General features: G+C 37.7%; 17 protein-coding genes. 4 read left to right on the top strand and 13 right to left on the bottom strand.

Annotated features, from left to right (window positions below):
* Nucleotides 1–54: 54 nt before the first annotated feature.
* The 5 genes from H4J38_RS02815 to H4J38_RS02835 all read right to left on the bottom strand — a co-directional run bounded on the left by H4J38_RS02815 (nt 55) and on the right by H4J38_RS02835 (nt 4,968).
* The gene (locus H4J38_RS02815) at nt 55–978 is read right to left on the bottom strand and encodes a Dyp-type peroxidase (protein WP_182129236.1); all 924 of its coding nucleotides are present in this window, start codon (nt 976–978) and stop codon (nt 55–57) included.
* A 204-nt stretch (nt 979–1,182) separates the two neighbouring features.
* Complete coding sequence (locus tag H4J38_RS02820) at nt 1,183–2,448, bottom strand: ammonium transporter (RefSeq protein WP_182129238.1); 1,266 nt, start codon at nt 2,446–2,448, stop codon at nt 1,183–1,185.
* 10 nt (nt 2,449–2,458) lie between these two features.
* A complete protein-coding gene (locus H4J38_RS02825) occupies nt 2,459–2,797 on the bottom strand; it encodes a P-II family nitrogen regulator (RefSeq protein ID WP_081148267.1) in 339 nt (112 codons plus the stop codon).
* A gap of 456 nt (nt 2,798–3,253) precedes the next feature.
* A complete protein-coding gene (locus tag H4J38_RS02830; protein WP_259365365.1) occupies nt 3,254–4,102 on the bottom strand; it encodes an HDOD domain-containing protein in 849 nt (282 codons plus the stop codon).
* Nucleotides 4,103–4,209: 107 nt separating this feature from the next.
* Nucleotides 4,210–4,968: a DUF2797 domain-containing protein gene (locus H4J38_RS02835; RefSeq protein WP_404842586.1), complete on the bottom strand. Its 759-nt coding sequence runs from the start codon at nt 4,966–4,968 to the stop codon at nt 4,210–4,212.
* A 215-nt stretch (nt 4,969–5,183) separates the two neighbouring features.
* On the opposite strand from H4J38_RS02835, the gene H4J38_RS02840 reads away from it, so the two are divergent.
* Together H4J38_RS02840 and H4J38_RS02845 are read left to right on the top strand one after the other, a co-directional pair.
* Nucleotides 5,184–5,456 carry a GIY-YIG nuclease family protein gene (locus tag H4J38_RS02840; protein ID WP_182129242.1) on the top strand — a complete coding sequence of 91 codons (273 nt, stop codon included), beginning with the start codon at nt 5,184–5,186 and terminating at the stop codon, nt 5,454–5,456.
* 132 nt (nt 5,457–5,588) lie between these two features.
* Nucleotides 5,589–6,302, top strand: a complete 714-nt coding sequence (locus H4J38_RS02845; RefSeq protein WP_182129244.1) for a DUF3581 family protein — start codon at nt 5,589–5,591, stop codon at nt 6,300–6,302.
* 139 nt (nt 6,303–6,441) lie between these two features.
* Here H4J38_RS02845 and H4J38_RS02850 read toward each other — a convergent pair whose 3' ends face one another.
* Both H4J38_RS02850 and H4J38_RS02855 read right to left on the bottom strand, forming a co-directional pair.
* Nucleotides 6,442–6,696, bottom strand: coding sequence for a PGPGW domain-containing protein (locus tag H4J38_RS02850; protein WP_182129246.1), 255 nt, complete (start codon nt 6,694–6,696; stop codon nt 6,442–6,444).
* Nucleotides 6,697–6,863: 167 nt separating this feature from the next.
* A complete protein-coding gene (locus tag H4J38_RS02855) occupies nt 6,864–7,379 on the bottom strand; it encodes a hypothetical protein (RefSeq protein WP_182129248.1) in 516 nt (171 codons plus the stop codon).
* Between the two features lie 209 nt (nt 7,380–7,588).
* Here H4J38_RS02855 and H4J38_RS02860 point away from each other — a divergent pair, with 209 nt between their 5' ends.
* Together H4J38_RS02860 and H4J38_RS02865 are read left to right on the top strand one after the other, a co-directional pair.
* A complete protein-coding gene (locus H4J38_RS02860) occupies nt 7,589–8,467 on the top strand; it encodes a DNA ligase (protein ID WP_182129250.1) in 879 nt (292 codons plus the stop codon).
* Nucleotides 8,468–8,515: 48 nt separating this feature from the next.
* A complete protein-coding gene (locus tag H4J38_RS02865) occupies nt 8,516–9,130 on the top strand; it encodes a LysE family translocator (RefSeq protein ID WP_182129252.1) in 615 nt (204 codons plus the stop codon).
* Between the two features lie 67 nt (nt 9,131–9,197).
* Here H4J38_RS02865 and H4J38_RS02870 read toward each other — a convergent pair whose 3' ends face one another.
* The 6 genes from H4J38_RS02870 to H4J38_RS02895 form a co-directional block, all read right to left on the bottom strand.
* Nucleotides 9,198–10,091 carry a class I SAM-dependent methyltransferase gene (locus H4J38_RS02870; protein WP_182129254.1) on the bottom strand — a complete coding sequence of 298 codons (894 nt, stop codon included), beginning with the start codon at nt 10,089–10,091 and terminating at the stop codon, nt 9,198–9,200.
* 112 nt (nt 10,092–10,203) lie between these two features.
* A complete protein-coding gene (locus tag H4J38_RS02875) occupies nt 10,204–11,628 on the bottom strand; it encodes a sodium-dependent transporter (RefSeq protein ID WP_182129256.1) in 1,425 nt (474 codons plus the stop codon).
* A gap of 181 nt (nt 11,629–11,809) precedes the next feature.
* Nucleotides 11,810–12,646 (bottom strand): HDOD domain-containing protein, encoded by an 837-nt coding sequence (locus tag H4J38_RS02880; RefSeq protein WP_182130112.1) that lies wholly within the window; start codon nt 12,644–12,646, stop codon nt 11,810–11,812.
* Nucleotides 12,647–12,717: 71 nt separating this feature from the next.
* Nucleotides 12,718–14,412, bottom strand: coding sequence for a M28 family metallopeptidase (locus H4J38_RS02885; protein ID WP_182129258.1), 1,695 nt, complete (start codon nt 14,410–14,412; stop codon nt 12,718–12,720).
* Between the two features lie 251 nt (nt 14,413–14,663).
* Nucleotides 14,664–15,146: a winged helix-turn-helix transcriptional regulator gene (locus tag H4J38_RS02890; RefSeq protein WP_310733445.1), complete on the bottom strand. Its 483-nt coding sequence runs from the start codon at nt 15,144–15,146 to the stop codon at nt 14,664–14,666.
* Between the two features lie 209 nt (nt 15,147–15,355).
* Nucleotides 15,356–17,926 carry an EAL domain-containing protein gene (locus tag H4J38_RS02895; protein ID WP_259365366.1) on the bottom strand — a complete coding sequence of 857 codons (2,571 nt, stop codon included), beginning with the start codon at nt 17,924–17,926 and terminating at the stop codon, nt 15,356–15,358.
* Between the last annotated feature and the right edge of the window lie 40 nt (nt 17,927–17,966).

The raw sequence follows: 17,966 nt of genomic DNA on the forward strand, positions 1-17,966 counted from the left end.
AACGCTATAATGTTTATCTTTTAAGTACTATAGCGTTGAAACTAAAGCGCGGCATTACTCACCAAGCTGCGCCAAAACATTTAAGCTCGGCACAAAAAAGGCTGCACCGGTTTCAGCTTGGGTGTATTTAAGCAGATGGTCACTATGTCCATGAGCATCACCACCAATCATACTTTTAAGCATTAATTCGAATGGTTCAGGTGAGTGACAATAGGCAACAAAGAACAACCCCTGTAGTTTCATATCACCATAAGGCATGCTTTGTCGTAATATTTCAATGCTATTGCCTTCACTATCTTTTAGGTTCACTCGCTTAATATGTGATGTTGGCGCTTTATTCTCTTCTGAGTACTCATCATTATTAACTTTAGTCCGTGAGAAAACATCTTCTTGATCTTTTACTTCCAATGAATTCCACAAATTTAGATTATGACGATAACGCTGAATATGTAAGTAACTGCCCGCAGCAAACTCGGCATCTTGTTCTGCATTAATCAGTGCAACACGGCGACGATGATGCCCTTGAGGGTTTTCAGTGCCATCAACAAAGCCACTTAAGTCTCGACCATCTAAAAAGCGAAACGCTCGTACTTGCTCGACCAATTCAACGCTATCGGCCAATAGTTGACACACTTTTGTCGCAACAATGTGATTTACATCGGCTCGATCACCACGAATTTCAATATAAAGATCATAATTATTCGCTGGCGCGGTACGATCTTCAACCGCCATTTCTGGAAATTGTCGTAAGTGCTTTGGCCGGCCTTGTGGGTATAATTCATCCCAAAAGTTGGTACCTATAGCAATAACGCCCGCTAAATTAGCTTCTGAAAAACGATCAGCATATTTATCAAATAAGGCCGGCAAACGAGATAGCGCTTTACGTAAAAATAAATTTTTATCATCTAAAGCATTAAATAATAAATAATAACCGTGAAGACTAGGCTCCGCACAAACGCCAAACTGCTCTCTTGCCATCTAACAATCCACTAATAAATATATCGATTAATAGCTTAATTTTACACAGTTTATGACTAATGGCAGTAAACTTTGAAAAATATTTATAACCTTCGCTATTTTCCAGCACGCTTATGGAGCTATCAATCAGATAAAAATAAAAAACCTGTGTAGGTTAATACACAGGTTTTACAGTTTTATAGCAACTTAATTCACTTAAATGATTTAGCCACGGGTAAACTCAGGGTAAGCTTCCATGCCACAATCAGCTTGATCACAACCCTCATATTCTTCGTCTTCGCTGACTCTAATGCCCATTACTTTTTTCAGTACGAACCAGACAACAAAACTCGTAACAAACACCCAAACAAAAATTGTTGCAGCACCAATTAACTGACCACTAAAACTTGAACCACTGTTGGTAATAGGTACTAGTAATAGGCCGAGTAAACCAACTACACCGTGTACTGAAATAGCACCAACGGGATCATCAATTTTTATTTTATCTAAGCTGATAATTGACAACACAACAACGATACCCGCAATAGCGCCGAACAAAGTTGCCTGAATAGGCGTTGGTGTAGAAGGTTCAGCAGTAATAACCACTAAACCAGCTAATGCACCATTTAACGCCATGGTTAAATCTGCTTTTTTAAATAGTATTTTAGCAAACACTAAAGCACCTATTGCACCTGCAGCTGCGGCGGCGTTAGTATTAAGGAAAACCATAGCAACTGAGTGTGAACTAGCAATATCGCCAAGTTTCAATACTGAACCACCATTAAAGCCGAACCAGCCCATCCATAGAATGAATGTACCTAAGGTTGCCATAGGTAGATTTGAACCCGGTATTGCATTTATTTGACCATTTTTACCGTATTTACCTTTACGTGCACCTAACAGTAAAACACCTGCTAATGCCGCTGCTGCTCCAGCCATATGTACAATACCTGAGCCAGCAAAGTCAGAGAAACCAAGTTCAGATAAGGTATACATGCCAAACACAGCATTACCGCCCCAAGTCCAGCTTCCTTCCATCGGGTAGATAACACCCGTTAACACTACGGCAAAGGCTAAAAACGCCCATAATTTCATACGTTCAGCTACTGCGCCAGAAACAATTGACATTGCAGTTGCGACAAAAACCACTTGGAAAAAGAAATCAGATGCCGCTGAATAAATGGCTGCACCGGTAAAACCATCTTCACGAGTAGTAAAGTCAGCTAAAACTTTAGCAGGGTCAACCGTTTCTATTCCTGATAAAAACATCCCGCCACCATACATAATGTCGTAACCAACAAATAAGTACATCATGCAAGAAATAGCATAGAGTGCGACGTTTTTCGTCAAAATTTCTGTGGTGTTTTTAGCGCGAACTAAACCCGCTTCTAACATTGAAAAGCCAGCGGCCATCCACATTACTAGCGCACCACAAATTAGAAAATAAAAGGTGTCCATTGCGTACTGAAGTTGAAAAATATTTTGTTCCATGATTTTGCTCCTATATCGCTTCTACGTCTTGTTCACCAGTACGAATTCGTACGGCATGCTCAAGGTCATAAACAAATATTTTGCCATCACCAATTTTACCGGTATGTGCAGCTTCTGCTATCGCATCAACTAACCGTTGCACAACCTCATCGTTTACCGCAATTTCAAGTTTGACTTTCGGGAGAAAATCTACTTGATATTCAGCACCACGATATAACTCGGTATGTCCTTTCTGGCGACCAAAGCCTTTTACTTCACTAACTGTTAGCCCTTCAATACCTATTTCAGAAATTGCCTCTCTGACATTATCAAGCTTGAATGGCTTTATGATTGCACTTACTAGTTTCATGTTTTATATCCCTAATTATTATTATCTAATACATATCAAGCTTTATGCCAAGCTGAATATGTCTTATAAAACAATTACATAAATATTTCACAAGTAGTACAACCGCACCATGGCAGTGCAGATGAAATTGATTTGTAAGCTACTGGTGCAATGTTTTTAGCAAAAAAGTGATTACAATATAGGTGGTGTGATATGTAGGGGTAACTTCAATAGGCTAGAGCAGTGTTCAATGATTAAACACACTGAATTAAAGCTATGTTTATCTAACATCCTCTACTTCAAGGAATGCTATAAGAATGTGACAAAGAAACGTTCTTAAATATGAGCGGGATCAAAAGTGCCAATAAAACAAAGTGTTTAGGTTCACTTTACTTATAGATTAGCGATTAAAACTAATCCGGTATCAATAAATATTTGAATTAATGTAGGTGGTATAAAGTGGTTAACGACTCAACATTAAAAAATTGTCGCAGCACCTGGATTGATAACGGATAAAATACTTAATCGCTCAAGATCACAAAAATTAATGGCACCTTGCAAAATATTTTCATCTATAGGTAACTGCTGTAAAGCATCTTCGGTTAATAGCAACTCAATAGCATGCGAGCTACAATCAAATTGGCTCAACATAATGCGTTTCGATAGATACAGTAGTTTAGTTTCATCTGTGCTATAGGCAAAGTCGCTATTATCTTGATTACGAATAGGTTCAATAATGCTATAAGGTAATTGCCATTGCTTTAAAAGCTCTGCAGCGCATTCTCCATAAGAAAAACCCAGTGTTTGTCGTTGCTTATCCCAGGGTAACTCGGTGGATGTAAATTTGTTAGCGGCTGATGCTTTTTCTGGAGACAGTTGCTGAACAACAAGCTCGCCCAAGTGATGAAGTAACCCTATTATAAACAAACGTTCCGCATTTGGGATCTTAAGTGAAACCCCAACATATTTAACAATCAGTGCACAATCAACACTTTTACACCAAAAATCATCTAAGTAGTCTTGCGCTACATTTAGCTCTTTAAACGCACGACTAGTAAAAAAAGCGATCACTAAGTTATAAACTTCAGTGATCCCTAGCACGAGTACGGCTTTCGAAATGGTATCAATTTTTCCAGGATAATTAAAAAATGTGCTATTCGCGAGCTTTAAAATGGTTACAGTTAATGCAGGGTCCAGAATAATAACATCGGCAATGTCGTCAATCGTCGAATCTTCATTATCGATCAACTCTTTTATGCGGACAAAAGAATCTGAAAGTACAAATATTTCACTGGCTTGTTGTGCATAGTCGTTCACATTCATCATAATGATCCTAAAATCTCTTTTATCGCTATAAATAACTCAGCTAAAAGTAAACCTTCGTGTAGTAAATTCAGTTTAGCCTATATAAATTAATTATCCTTTAAAAATAATTAACTTACCTGCAAACTGACATGATACGAAGTAAATTTACGTAAGTTAATCACCCCAGTTTCAAAAATTAAATATTGCCCTTTTATACCCATTAAAACACCTGAAACCTCAGGCGTTTTATCAAAGTTAAAAGATGAAATTTTTGTTAAATATTGCTTAACAGGGAAATGCAGGTCAACAACATCTTCATCCAATTCAGTTACAGCATCACTACCATATTTAAGACTAACACTTGCCAATTTTTCTGCAATTTTAGGCTTCAACTCTTCAGCAACAGCTTTTAAATCTAGTGTTTCAGCGCTACCTTTAAGCATCGCCCGCCAATTAGTTTTATCGGCAATAAATTCAGCTAAGGCAATTTCTACTAACCCTGATTGTAAGCGAGTGCTCACTTTAAAAATAGGCAATGCTTGGGTGGCCCCTTGGTCAATCCAGCGCGTTGGAATTTGGGTATGTCGAGTAATACCAACCTTTAAGCCCGAAGTATTTGCGAGATAAACATAATGAGGGATCATACAATTGCTTTCGCCCCATTCTGGCTCTCGACAGGTACCTTGCTCAAAATGGCAAGTTTCTGGCTTCATAATACACATGTCACATTGCGCAAGTTTTTGCATACAAGGATAACAATAGCCTTGAGAGTAACTTTTTTTAACTTTTCTGCCACAATGCTGACAATCGATATGACCACTAAAATTCAGTGTCAGGTGCTTGCCTATAAGTGAATTTAGCTCAACTTCTTCTTCGCCAACCACCATACGATAATTTACCGTACCATCTGCCGCTAAATCCGCACGCATTTTACGCAGCGCACCTATTCCTGTTTGTAACATAGTTCAACCTATTATTTCTTAAGACCCTATATAGTATAAAAATCGCTAACTAGCAGCCAGTATTAATTCATTTTTATCTCGAATATCGACAAAAAAATTGCGAAAATGATTTATTAGCTCTTTGATCAGACTTTATTACTATGTGGTATGTTTATTTTCTTCGTTGTGCCGACAATAGCCTTTATGCTGGCATTACCACCTCGCTTGAGCGACGTGTTCTTGAGCATAACGAATGCAACAAAAAGGGATCAAAATATACCCGAATGCGCCGCCCAGTATCTCTAGCTTATGCTGAATCTCAGATTAATCGCCAGCAAGCAAGTCGTCGAGAATATCAACTTAAACAACTGAGCAAGCAAAACAAGGAACAACTCGTTAATAATTATTCATTAACTAATAAAACAGATATTTAACCGTATATTCCTCTAAAGGCCTTATTATTACTGGTCTGCTTAGTGATTTAAATATTAATAACCTTCGATTTCAGCAAGGCTAACTGATAGAATAGCGCCGATTTTAATAGCTTAAAGTGATGACAAGTATCCATGTTTTTAGAGAATTATTGCCGAATTACGGATGATAAAATTAGTTTCACACGTCAACAGGCGAGTGATTTTGCTAAACAAATTGCTGATGATTTTAATCCCTTACATGATATTGACGCCAAACGTTTTTGTGTTCCTGGTGACTTGCTGTTTTCATTGATATTAGAGCGTGCAGGATTGCACCAAGAAATGAGCTTTAAATTTTCTGGCATGGTAACAGACTCAACAGCGTTAAATATTCCAACAGAAATAAAAACATCTGCGAGTATTATCGACGATAAGCAAAAAGAATATTTGAATATGTCGGTTGCTGGTAATTGCACCAAAAACAGCCAATCAATTGAAGCTTTAACCCGTGCTTATGTTGAATTTTCAGGCCATACTTTTCCACATATTCTTGTCGAATTAATGAAAGAAAATAAGGTTATGATCAACCCAACTCGCCCTATGGTTATGTATGAAAGTATGTCTATTCATCTTGATAATCTTGATTTTAAAGACATCACATTACGTTTATCATCAACCACTTTAGCCATCGAAGGCAAACGCGGTAACGCCTGTTTAGCATTTGATTTAGTATCAGAAGAAAAGGTGATTGGGCATGGTAAAAAGTTCATGTTACTAAGTGGCTTAAGAGACTATTGCCAAGAGACAATAGATAATATTGTTGCGCATTATAATAATTCTAAAGCGCAGTATATCGCGCAAAAATAATTAAACCCGAAATTAGCCGCTACTGGGATGTGATAAAAATGAGTAATGCTGATAAAGCCAATTACTCATTAAAATCGTTACTTGAACTTAAACTAGTAACTTAAATTGTCAGTAATGCACCTTTCAGCAAGCTGTGCGATTATCGGCGTAATTTCCTTCCCAACCAATGTATACCTTGATCAGCTTTGACTGCCGCCTGACGAAAATAACGTTGGCTTCTTTTTAGCCACACTTTTGCCCAATCGTATTCCAAACTTAACAAGGCTAACCCGAGCGGTATAAATAGCACTGCAGGACCGGGCAATAATATAAATATCATGCCAATCAATAAACATAAAAAACCTAACATAGTGCGTGCTGTTCGCATTATTTTTTCTGCTATATTATTTTGCATATAAAAGCCTATAAGCTATTAAATTATCTGTTTAGCTAACGATAAAGCAAAAGTCGTTCCAAAAAAATTATAACTATTTATCAAAGAGATAAAGTTTCTTCACTTTAAAAACATGATAATAAAGTAGTGTAAAAGACAACATATTAGCCACTATTACAAACACAAGGCTAATAGCTTTTGTCAAATTCCGTTTGCTGGAGACGTTTGTCTTCAACACATGCGGCAAACTGTTGCGTTGATTTAGGGCGAGCGCACATTTTCGCTGGTTGATAGAATGTCAGCCAAGCCTGTAATTTTTCACCTTGATATTTTGAACGCATTACCACAGGATTATTGCTGGCAAAAGGTACTAAGGGTTTAATTTTTTTATATGGCTTGTGATCACTAGGTGGACTACTAATTTTTTTTGGTTTTTTCTTATGGGATTTTTTGGGTTTTGATTTTTTCTTTTTCTTAGACTTGGGCTTAAGTTTACCCGTTTCACATTGCCACCATGTATCGCGTGCTTTAGTTTCCTTAGTTGCCAAGCTATTACTACGTTTATGTGAGTTTGCTTGACGTTGCTGTGCTTGAATATTATCGAGTTTATTGCGATAGCCTTGGCATTGTTTTTTACCTGCTGTCGCTAAAAACGCAGATAATAAAGTCATTAACATGAGGCTAAAAAGAATTATCCGTTTCATCTATCATCATCCATTGAATACCATTTCATGCAAAAGTGTAGTCAACATTGAGAAAATTTCGACTTTAAATAGTCGTTTTTCTAACAACAGGTATTAAACATCTAACCAAACGAATAACTCGTCTCGCTAAAATGCTTCTATACTATATTCAACCCACCTCAAGATACTCCTATAGATGGCTTGGGATTAAACACTGAAAAGGAACAAGGATGTTTCAAATAACCACACCTCAACAATTTTTTTGCTTTAGCTTTGTACTCTTCCTATTGCCATGCGCATTTGCCCAGCAAGCAACCACATCTCAATTAAAACCGCAAAAGCCTCAATTACAACTTGCCACTAAATATCATCAAGGTGCTGCTGTTGAAGATTACTGGGTAAGTGAAAAGCTAGACGGTGTTCGCGGATACTGGAACGGACAACAACTTTTAACACGCAACGGTAATGTGTTATCACCTCCCTCATGGTTTGTTGCAAACTGGCCTAAAATTGCTATGGGAGGTGAGCTATGGAGTGGACGTGGGCAATTTGAACAAATCAGCGCCTGTGTTCGGCGCAAGCATTCAGACGGTAAATGTTGGAAAGACCTTAAACTGATGATCTTTGACTTACCTCAACAAACAGATAATTTTACCAGGAGAATTACCACCATGAAGCAATTGATGCAAGAAAGTAATTCTGCTCACCTAACGATGATTCAACAAATAAAATTAACAAACAATGCTGATTTATATGCGCTCTTAGATAACGTTATCCATAATAACGGCGAGGGTTTAATGCTGCACCTTACTTCTGCTCACTATCAAAGTGGTCGTAGCAAGAACTTGTTAAAACTAAAAAAACATCAGGACGCTGAAGCGTTAGTCATAGCGCATATGCCAGGAAAAGGTAAATATCATGGTTTACTGGGTGCAATTAAAGTACAAACCCCTGAAGGTATTATCTTTAAAATAGGTACTGGTTTTTCTGATCAACAGCGCCAGTACCCACCTAAAGTAGGTAGCGTAATAACTTATAAATACATTGGTAAAACACAACGAGGTGTGCCAAGATTTGCCAGTTTTCTTCGTATTAAAACTCAACATTAGTGATAACATGCAGACTAATAGATAGAGCAGTCTAAGGCACATCAAATTATGGAATTTCATTTATGGTTATCACTGGTTGTTATTTGTATTCTTGGTGCCTTGTCTCCCGGCCCTAGCCTCGCCTTAGTGATTAAAAACACCTTAAATGGTGGTGCACGCCAAGGTTATGCCACCGCCATCAGTCACGGCTTAGGTGTTACATTATATGCAGCGATAACCGCAACCGGTATTGGGATATTAATAGTACAATCACCTATGTTGTTCGCGTCCATAAAATATACTGGCGCAGCTTTTCTTTTATACCTAGGTATTAAAGCGTTAATGAGCAAACAACAAAACATCCAATTTGCTCAGCAAGGTGGCGCATTAGATCCAAGTATAAATGGCTGGCGAGATGGTTTTTTCATTGCTTTTTTAAACCCTAAATTAGCCATTTTCTTTATAGCCTTATTCAGTCAGTTTGTTGAACCTGATGCAGGTTGGCTACAAAAAGGCGTGATGACAGCAACCGTCGGCATCATTGATATGCTGTGGTATGTCATTATTGCTTTTACCATGTCACGTGGGCCGATTTTAGAAAAATTAAAAAGCAATAGTCATATTGTCGATAGAATTACCGGGTGCTTTTTGATTTTGTTAGCCGCACGTGTAGTGCTGAATTAGTTGCAAGTAAAAATTATAGTTATGTTGTTTGCTTGAATAACAAAATAATTCAAGCGAACATTAGCGATTATAAGCTTGGTTTATATATAAAATATAAACACTTTAAACCTTTACCTTCATAAGCTTCTTTGAACACTTCAGGGGCATTCAATTGATATTGAAATACGCACTCAGGACATTCTCTAGCGACTTCTGCCATTAAAAATTCGACATTAAGGTCTGGAGAGTTTAAACACAACAACACATCACCATTATCTGACATAAGTTCGGGCAGGCGACGAATAATTTTCTTATAATCTCTTTCAATATCAACGCTACCTTTTTGAAAAGATGGCGGATCTGAAACTAACAGTTGATAAGGCCCATGTTTTTTCAAACGGCCATAAGACTTAAAAATATCGACACCTTCAAAGATCACTTTACTGAGATCTTGCTGGTTTAATCGATGATTTTCTCGTCCCTTAGCCAATGAGCTTTTGCTCATATCAACATTAATCACTTTACTCGCATTACCCGCTAATGCCGCGACAGAAAAAGCACAAGTGTATGAGAATAAGTTTAATACACGCTTATTAAAACTGTGATTTTTAACCCACTCTCGACCATTTCTCATATCCAAAAACAAGCCAGAGTTTTGCGCTTTACCTAAACTAAGATGGTATTTTAAACCATGCTCTACAGCAGATAAATGGGTGACTTCTTGCCCCCAAAGTAATTCGCACGGGGCAAACTTACGACAACGATATTGTACCTGAATCGATTGGCATTTATCGGTCAAATCCTGTAAATGAGAAACTTGCTCTGCTAGCCAGCTAGGTTCAACTTCCTGATATAAACTGATCAAAATAACGGGTTCAAACCAGTCAACATTAACATGAGACAGTTCTGGGTATGCATGACCACGACCATGAAATAGTCGCTGGCTTTCACTGAAGTCACATGGCTGGATAAATTCAATCATTATAAGAAACTCTAGCTACAAAAAAATAAGGCCGGATAATAACAAATTATCCGGCCTTAAGTATCAATTAACTTACTTTATTGGTTATAAGTAGGTCTTTTAAGAAAACAATTTAAAAGCCAAAAATACTATAACCAAAGAATTTCTGCATAACGGTATTGATAAAAATACCAAATACTATCACCGGAATAAACGTTCCTAACGAGAAGTTAATATACTTCTCAACCCATGAACCTTTATAGTTTGCATTGCCTAACGCTAGTTCTTCAGATAACTGCAATCTTTTCCAGCGGTAACTAACAAACACACATAATAAAAAGCCATTTAACGGTAAAATAGTATCGTAGAAAACATCATAAATCACATCAAAAAATGAGCGAGTTCCACCAGCATAAGAGGTAAACTCTGTAAAATATGACACCATACCAAATGATAACGTTGCAAAAATAGTTAATACCCCGGCAGTCATCAATAATATCGATAAGGCTTTCTTACGACTGTGTTTTTTCTCTGTTACTAAATAAGATACTGGCACCTCTAAAATAGAAACTAACGAGGTAATAGCAGCAAAAAACACTAGAATAAAGAAGAACGCCGCTACCGAACTTGCTCCGATATAGCCAATTGATGTTTGCAACGCTAAAAATATTTTTGGTAAAAAGGTAAAGATTAACGATACTGAACTATCGCTCAATTCCGCTGGGTTAACATTAGGATTGAATGAAAATACCGCTGGTAAAATCATTAAACCGGCAGTGAATGCAACCGCGGTATCTGTTAAAGCGACAAGCTTTGCTGAACCAACAATATCGGTTTTACGGTCAATATAAGAGCCATAAGTAATAAGTATACCCATGCCTAAAGACAAGGAGAAAAACGCTTGTGATAACGCGCCATTAATCACCGCAGGCGTAATTTTAGATACATCAGGAATTAAGAAGAACTTAACACCTAAAAGTGCGTTATCTAAAGTTAAAACATAGCCCACCATAATCAGTAGCATAATAAACAAGGTGGGCATCAATATTTTTGACGCCCTTTCGATACCGTCTTTAACACCGGCAACCAGTATAAAGTTAACAATGGCGGCGACTACCACCATACCCACGAATAAATATGGACTATTAACAAACTCACCAAAACCATTACTGCTGGCTAAGTAATCTAAATTACCACTTAATGTTAAAACGATATACCCAAAAATCCATACCGTTAGTACCATATAAAAAACAGCGATCATAAAGGGGGTTAACACGCCAAGAAAACCAGCAGCGCCCCAAGCTCTACTACCGCCACTTAAGGTTTTATAAGCCCCGACAGGTTCTTTTGCCGTTTTCCGACCAACCGCCATTTCGGCAACCATCACGGGTAAACAAATAAAGAAAACAAAAAGTGCATACATTAATAAAAATGCACCGCCACCATTTTTAGCCGCATTCACAGGAAAGCCGACCAAATTACCAATACCAACTGCTGAACCTGCAGCGGCTAAAATGAACCCTAAGCGGGAACTAAAATGCTCTCTTTCTGTACTCATAAGTGCCTTCTTTGTAATTTATTAGGGCTAATAATTATATACATAGCGCCCGTTTTTATTGAGGTAACTTGTTCGATTAACTGACCGATGCTAGCAGGCTTTATTAGTAAAGTCTTGTTTTAGCAGACAGCCAATAGTTAGCCAAGTGTATAATATTTATTGCACCTGTTAAGTCGTATTATCAATAAAACTTTGCGTTCATAATATTGAGAATATTTTCCGTTTCTATTTTCGCGAAATTTGCGGCGTTTTCTAGATCACCTGTTGATACTTTCAAGGTCTCACAAAGTGCGGCATCAATACTATCATCATAACTAAAGACCTCAGGATGACATTCTACTAAGGCTAATCTTGATGCTAAGTAGAGTACTTTGACATCTTTATTGATTTGAATGTTATGGGCATTATTATAGTGGCGAATAGGTAAGATTATTTTTTCTGGGATCTGCCAAATTTTTAATAACTCAGCAGAAACTTCAGTGTAGGTAAAGCCCAATAACTGTTGTTGTAATTCCCAAGGCAATATATCTGCATTATACGCTTCACATTGCTTTGCTAATTCAGGTGAAATTTTCGCAACAATAAGCTCGCCAAAATTTTGGAGTAAGCCCGCAACAAATAAGCGTTCTATATCTCGTATGCCAGCGGTAATGGCTAAGTTTTTCGTTGCTAAACCACAGAAAACACTCATCTGCCAAAAACGTTTTAAATCGATAGATTGATTTGAAAAGTGCTTAAAAGCTGTCGCCGCAACATCAACTAACATCATGTTATAAATGGCTTGCGTACCTATGATAGTAATCGCACGTGAAATGGTACTTATTTCACCGGGAAAACTGTAAATAGCGCTATTGGCAATTTGTAATAATCGCGATGTCATCGAAGGGTCAACACTGATAACATTGGCAAAGTCTTCTATGGTCGAGTCATCGTCTTCCATCAAAGCTTTTATTTTAAAACACGCGTCGGGTAAGGCAAAAGAACCATTTGCCTGCTGGGCATATTCAAGAGCATTCATCAATTAATACTTCCTTATTTAAGTACTTAACTACTGGATTAACGATTCCTAGTCAAAATTATTAGCATTCATTATTGCGCAAAGGTTAAACCAAAAAAGTCACCACTATGCCACTTTGGACGCTCCGCTTGATTGGCAATTTCCAAACCTATCATCATATTAACCAAGGCAAAATTTGCCGCCGCTTGGTAGTTTATCGGTAACGTTATTTCGTCACTGTGTTGGTGATAATGATTTTTCAAAAAGTCCCCGAATACTGCGCCACCATCAATATTTTCATCTGTTGATTTAAAGCCTGTCATCAAAAATACCGATGGTATGCCAGCTTTAACAAAACTGTAATGGTCGCTACGGGTAAAAAGTGCCTGTTCTGGCATAGGGTCATCACTCAGTTCTATATCGATTTTCTTTGCCGCAGTTGTAACAATTTGTCCCAAAGTTGAGTGGGTAGAGCCAAAAGCGATAACATCGGCGAATGGATATAAAATTAACGGCATATCCAAATTCACATTGGCGACTAATTGCGTCACAGGTATCGTTGGGTTATTGGCAAAATAGCTTGAGCCTAGCAAACCTTTTTCTTCACCAGTAACAACAACAAACAATACTGACCGTTTTGGTTTTATTGGCATTTGTGCTAATAAACGAGCTGTTTCAAGTAGAATGGCAACACCAGATGCATTATCTAATGCACCATTATTGATAGTGTCTTCATCGTCGCCATGAGAGCTTATGCCTATGTGGTCAAGGTGGGCACTAAATACCACATATTCATTTTTTAATTGCTCATCGCTACCGGCAACGGCTGCGATAATATTGGGGCTAGTGATTTGTTCATAACGCGATCGATTTTTCAAGGTTACCTGATAAGGCAGGGCAAAGCTGTTAATGGCGTTATTATTAGTATCAGCGGTAAAAACATCCGCTAAAGTCATTGCTGCGCCCTCAAATAAAGCCTGCGCGGCATCTTGCGCAATATAAGCGCCAGCAATAATTTCAGGTTGTTTACCGAACGGAATATCGTCTTTGGTAAGCCAACTTAAGCGTGGAGTATTTGCATATTGTGCTGACTTTTCAAAACTTCGCACTTTTTCACGTTTTGGGGTATGAATAGTAATAAAACCAATAGCACCATGCTCTGCTGCATGTCGACTTTTCTCTGCGCCTGAGCCAATATGCGCGCCTTCTTCAGAAGGTAAATCGTCTGGTCTGCCCGATAACGCAACAACAACTTTGCCTTTAACATCAATGTTTTCATAGTCGTTATAACCAAACTCTTCAGATATTACGCCGTAACCAACAAACACTGTAGGGGCGGTAATAGCGGTTTCATTTTGGAAGCTTGAACCAGACATTAAAAATTCGGTTACATAATCAAGTTCAATATCGCCTGCTAAGCCATGAATTATGGCACTGGCAGAGCCGTCAATAAGGTAGCTTTTACGAAAACGAACTTCTTGTTCAAATCCTCGCTCGTCACTACCGATATTGGTACCTTTTGGTGTCAAACCCAGTTGCATAAAATATGACTTTACATAATTGGCCGCAATTTGATAACCATTACTGCCGGTATCTCTCCCTTGTAGGGTGTCATCAGCAAGAAACTCAATATGCGCTTTAATATTTTCGGCATTCACTTTGCTAGGCACTTCTTCAAGCGCCATTTGTTCGGGCGCAGGTAGCTGCTTATTACAGGCTATTAAGGCAATAGTGGCAAAGGTAAATAGACTAAATTTTTTGATTGTTTTTGATGGGAGTATATTCATGGTTTCTCATTAACTTGTACCAATTACTCTGGTTAATTACTCGCTAATTGGGCAATTAATAGAACCGTTTGGCTTGGTTATTTTTATAATTACATATCAGTCTGTTTAGAAATATAGATAACTAAAAGCAGCTAATAAAAACATCTCAAGACACTATATCGACTGTTATGTTAAAAAACTAGTTCGTCATACGAAAAGCAGACAGTGCAACAATCAGAGGGTGTTAATATAACTTTGCATTATTGTAATAGTTAATCGAAAATGGGCACGCCCGAGTATCTTTTTACATGCTCCATAACCACATAAGTATGTGTTTGAGATACTCCTGGCAACTCCACAATATTACCTAATAACAATCGATAGGCGTCCATATTTTCAAAACGTAATTTAAGTAGGTAATCAAAGCCCCCTACCACCATATGACACTCTGCCACTTCTTTAATCTCAATGACTTGTGCACGAAACTTATTAAAAATATCGGCGGTGGTGCGATCAAGCGTCACTTGGATAAAAGCAGTCATACCACAGTTTAATTTGCTGGCATTTAAAAAAGCACCATAACGTTCGATATAGCCTTCTTGCTCTAATCTTTTTACACGCTCCAAGCAGGGACTAGCACTTAAATTTACGTGTTGTGCCAATGTGCTATTTGAAATTCGACCATTTTTTTGTAACGCATCTAAAATAGTTAAATCAATACGATCTAAGGTTTTGGGCTTACTACTTGTCATTATCAGTCAATTTTATGGTTAATAACTTAATATACAGAATAAATTACCGTAAAAATTGTAAAAGCGCCAACACATTCTGTTGTTAGTTCATTTGAAACACAGCGAAAACATGAGTCACGTTTAAAAGGTTTTATTTTCAATGGGATCTAAAAAACCCGCTAATAAAAAATTATTAGCGGGTTTTTATGGTATTAAATCGTAAAAGCTGTTGATTAACTTTTATTGAGTAAAAAAGTTTCAATTTCATCGCCTGGTAAAGGCTTATAATAATAATACCCTTGACCATAAACACAGCCCATGTTTCTTAATAGTTCAGCATCGGCTTCGTTTTCAATACCTTCTCCAACCGTTGACATATTTAAATTAGCGGCTAAATCAATAATGGTTTTAATTATCGCTTGATGATTCCCACTTTCGTGCACATTATTAATAAAGGAGCGGTCAATCTTTAAAACATCCATAGGGAAACGATGTAAATAACTTAAACTTGAATACCCGGTACCGAAGTCATCGAGCAATATTTTCACTCCCATTTTTTTCAATGCCCGCATATTGTCGAGCACAATATCACTATTTTCTAACAACGCTCGCTCGGTTAATTCGACACGAACTTGATGCGATTGCACGCCAGTTTTATCAATTATAGTTTGAATGTCTTGCGGTAAACTTAAACTGAAAAAGTGATTACAATACAAATTACAGCTAACATAAAGGTGGTCTAACCCTAAACGTTGTTGCCAAAGTTTAAGCTGTTGGCATGATTTTTCTAAAATTTGTAAATCAATCGCTATCACTAAATTGGTTTCTTCTGCTAACGGAATAAAGTCATTTGGGAAAACAAAACCACGTTTATCACTCTGCCATCGCGCCAAGGCTTCAAAGCCAATTATTTTACCACCACTCATTTCTACTATCGGTTGAAAGTACGGAATAAACTCTTTATTATCAATGCCTTCTCTAATGTCATTTTCCAGTAGCATGGCATTTTGCACTTTTTTATGCATGCTTGAATCAAATACTTCAAAGCGCCCTTTACCTTTATCTTTTGCGTGATACATTGCAATATCGGCATCTCTGAGCATGGTATCTGCACTTTTATAACGCTCATTATTAAATAATACACCTATGCTGGTGCCAATAAAAACTGACTGATTTTCAATAGTAAACGGTAAAGACATTAATGCTGTTATTCGTTGAGCTATTTCGTATGTACCTTCATTGCTCTCGATATCTTCTACCAAAATAACAAATTCGTCGCCACCTAAACGCGCTACGGTATCTTTGTCTCGCACTACGTCAATTAACGCGGTAGAAATTTCTTTAAGGAGACTATCACCGGCATGATGTCCAAAACTGTCATTCACCACTTTAAAGCGGTCTAAATCAAGAAACAAAACGGCAAATTTAAATTCGGGACGGCGTTTATTGCATGCTATGGCATGGTTTAATAAGTTTATAAATACCGCTCGATTAGGTAAGCCCGTTAGAATGTCGTGTGATGCAGCATGTTGAAGTTTTTCTTCGGCTATTTTCCGCTGTTTTATCTCATCTTCTAAGGCGGCGGTGCGCAGTTTTACTTGATATTCTAAAAGTTCATGAGCTTTGCGTTCATCGTTGGCAATTGTGCGGCGATTCATCGCTGATGCCACATGCCGTGATACAAAACGTAAAAGCTCAGCGTCTTGCTCAGAAAAATTTATTGATTGCTGATAACTTTGTAAAACCATAGCACCCAGCATTTCACCTGAATGAATTAATGGTACGCCAAGCCACGATACTACATTAGCGCCTGGTTTAATGGTTTTACCTTGTTGATGTAAAGCTAGCATAGCTTGCTGATCAAGCAACACAGTTTCGCCACTTCTTAATACTAATTCAGTGAAGCGATTTGACAGTTTACGCGGCTGATAATGCTCATCGTTAGTATTAAGTTTTTGATCAAGAAAATAGGCAAAAAACAACTCTTCATCTACCGCATTATATTTAGCAATATAAAAGTTTTCAGCATTGATCAACTGACCAACTATGTTATGAACCATACTGTAAAAGATGTCGATATCTAAATCAGGATCATTGGTTAACTCTGAAATGCGGTATAACGACTCTTGTAATAGCTCGGCTTTCTCACGATCGCGGATTTGTTGCATTAATTCTCGTGTTCGTGCGTCTACGGCGGCTTTTAATCGTCCTCTGTCCTGTAAGCGTATCAATGCTGTGACGATATGTTGAGCGGTAAACTCCAGTAAATCTAGCTCAGATTCTTGATAGCGAGTTTCGGCCGAATAACTTTGTACGGCCATAAGTCCGATAACAAAACCATCATGTATCAAAGGCACACCAAGCCAATCTATACTCTCTGCGCCGACAGATTTAATCTTTTTATCTTGCTCTAATTGCGCAACAACTTCTGGTGTTGCCAATAAAGCTTTTCCGCTTTCAATGACGAAATTTGTCATTGAACCTTCAAAGTGATGGAGTGGATAAACACGCAGCTCTAATTCGTCTTTCTCATCAACATGGTATACCAACTCTAAAGTTGATAATGTTTGATCATATAACACGATATAGAAATTATTGGCGCTCATTACAGCAGCAATAGATTGATGAACTTGTTCAAAGAGAGCATTAAGGTCGGCACAATCAATCGATAATTGATTGAGCTTTAATAGAGCTGTGTAGCGATCTTGAAGCTTTTGATACTTATTCAGCAAGACAATAGATTCTTTTGCCAAATCTGTATTTGAATTAGCTAATGGCTTTAATGGGTCTAATGAATCTGTCAACTTTTTCACCATATTACACGGTTAATTTTTATGATGGAGT

It is taken from the genome of Colwellia sp. BRX10-3 (assembly GCF_014077505.1).
Lineage (GTDB): Bacteria > Pseudomonadota > Gammaproteobacteria > Enterobacterales > Alteromonadaceae > Cognaticolwellia.

Bases quoted from the DNA above. Each gene is read 5' to 3' on its own strand.
- H4J38_RS02820 (WP_182129238.1), bottom strand. From the start codon at position 2,448: ATGGAACAAAATATTTTTCAACTTCAGTACGCAATGGACACCTTTTAT.
- H4J38_RS02825 (WP_081148267.1), bottom strand. From the start codon at position 2,797: ATGAAACTAGTAAGTGCAATCATAAAGCCATTCAAGCTTGATAATGTC.
- H4J38_RS02860 (WP_182129250.1), top strand. From the start codon at position 7,589: ATGTTTCAAATAACCACACCTCAACAATTTTTTTGCTTTAGCTTTGTA.
- H4J38_RS02885 (WP_182129258.1), bottom strand. From the start codon at position 14,412: ATGAATATACTCCCATCAAAAACAATCAAAAAATTTAGTCTATTTACC.
- H4J38_RS02870 (WP_182129254.1), bottom strand. From the start codon at position 10,091: ATGATTGAATTTATCCAGCCATGTGACTTCAGTGAAAGCCAGCGACTA.
- H4J38_RS02865 (WP_182129252.1), top strand. From the start codon at position 8,516: ATGGAATTTCATTTATGGTTATCACTGGTTGTTATTTGTATTCTTGGT.
- H4J38_RS02855 (WP_182129248.1), bottom strand. From the start codon at position 7,379: ATGAAACGGATAATTCTTTTTAGCCTCATGTTAATGACTTTATTATCT.
- H4J38_RS02850 (WP_182129246.1), bottom strand. From the start codon at position 6,696: ATGCAAAATAATATAGCAGAAAAAATAATGCGAACAGCACGCACTATG.
- H4J38_RS02880 (WP_182130112.1), bottom strand. From the start codon at position 12,646: ATGAATGCTCTTGAATATGCCCAGCAGGCAAATGGTTCTTTTGCCTTA.
- H4J38_RS02840 (WP_182129242.1), top strand. From the start codon at position 5,184: ATGTGGTATGTTTATTTTCTTCGTTGTGCCGACAATAGCCTTTATGCT.
- H4J38_RS02835 (WP_404842586.1), bottom strand. From the start codon at position 4,968: ATGGTGGTTGGCGAAGAAGAAGTTGAGCTAAATTCACTTATAGGCAAG.
- H4J38_RS02830 (WP_259365365.1), bottom strand. From the start codon at position 4,102: ATGATGAATGTGAACGACTATGCACAACAAGCCAGTGAAATATTTGTA.
- H4J38_RS02875 (WP_182129256.1), bottom strand. From the start codon at position 11,628: ATGAGTACAGAAAGAGAGCATTTTAGTTCCCGCTTAGGGTTCATTTTA.
- H4J38_RS02845 (WP_182129244.1), top strand. From the start codon at position 5,589: ATGTTTTTAGAGAATTATTGCCGAATTACGGATGATAAAATTAGTTTC.
- H4J38_RS02815 (WP_182129236.1), bottom strand. From the start codon at position 978: ATGGCAAGAGAGCAGTTTGGCGTTTGTGCGGAGCCTAGTCTTCACGGT.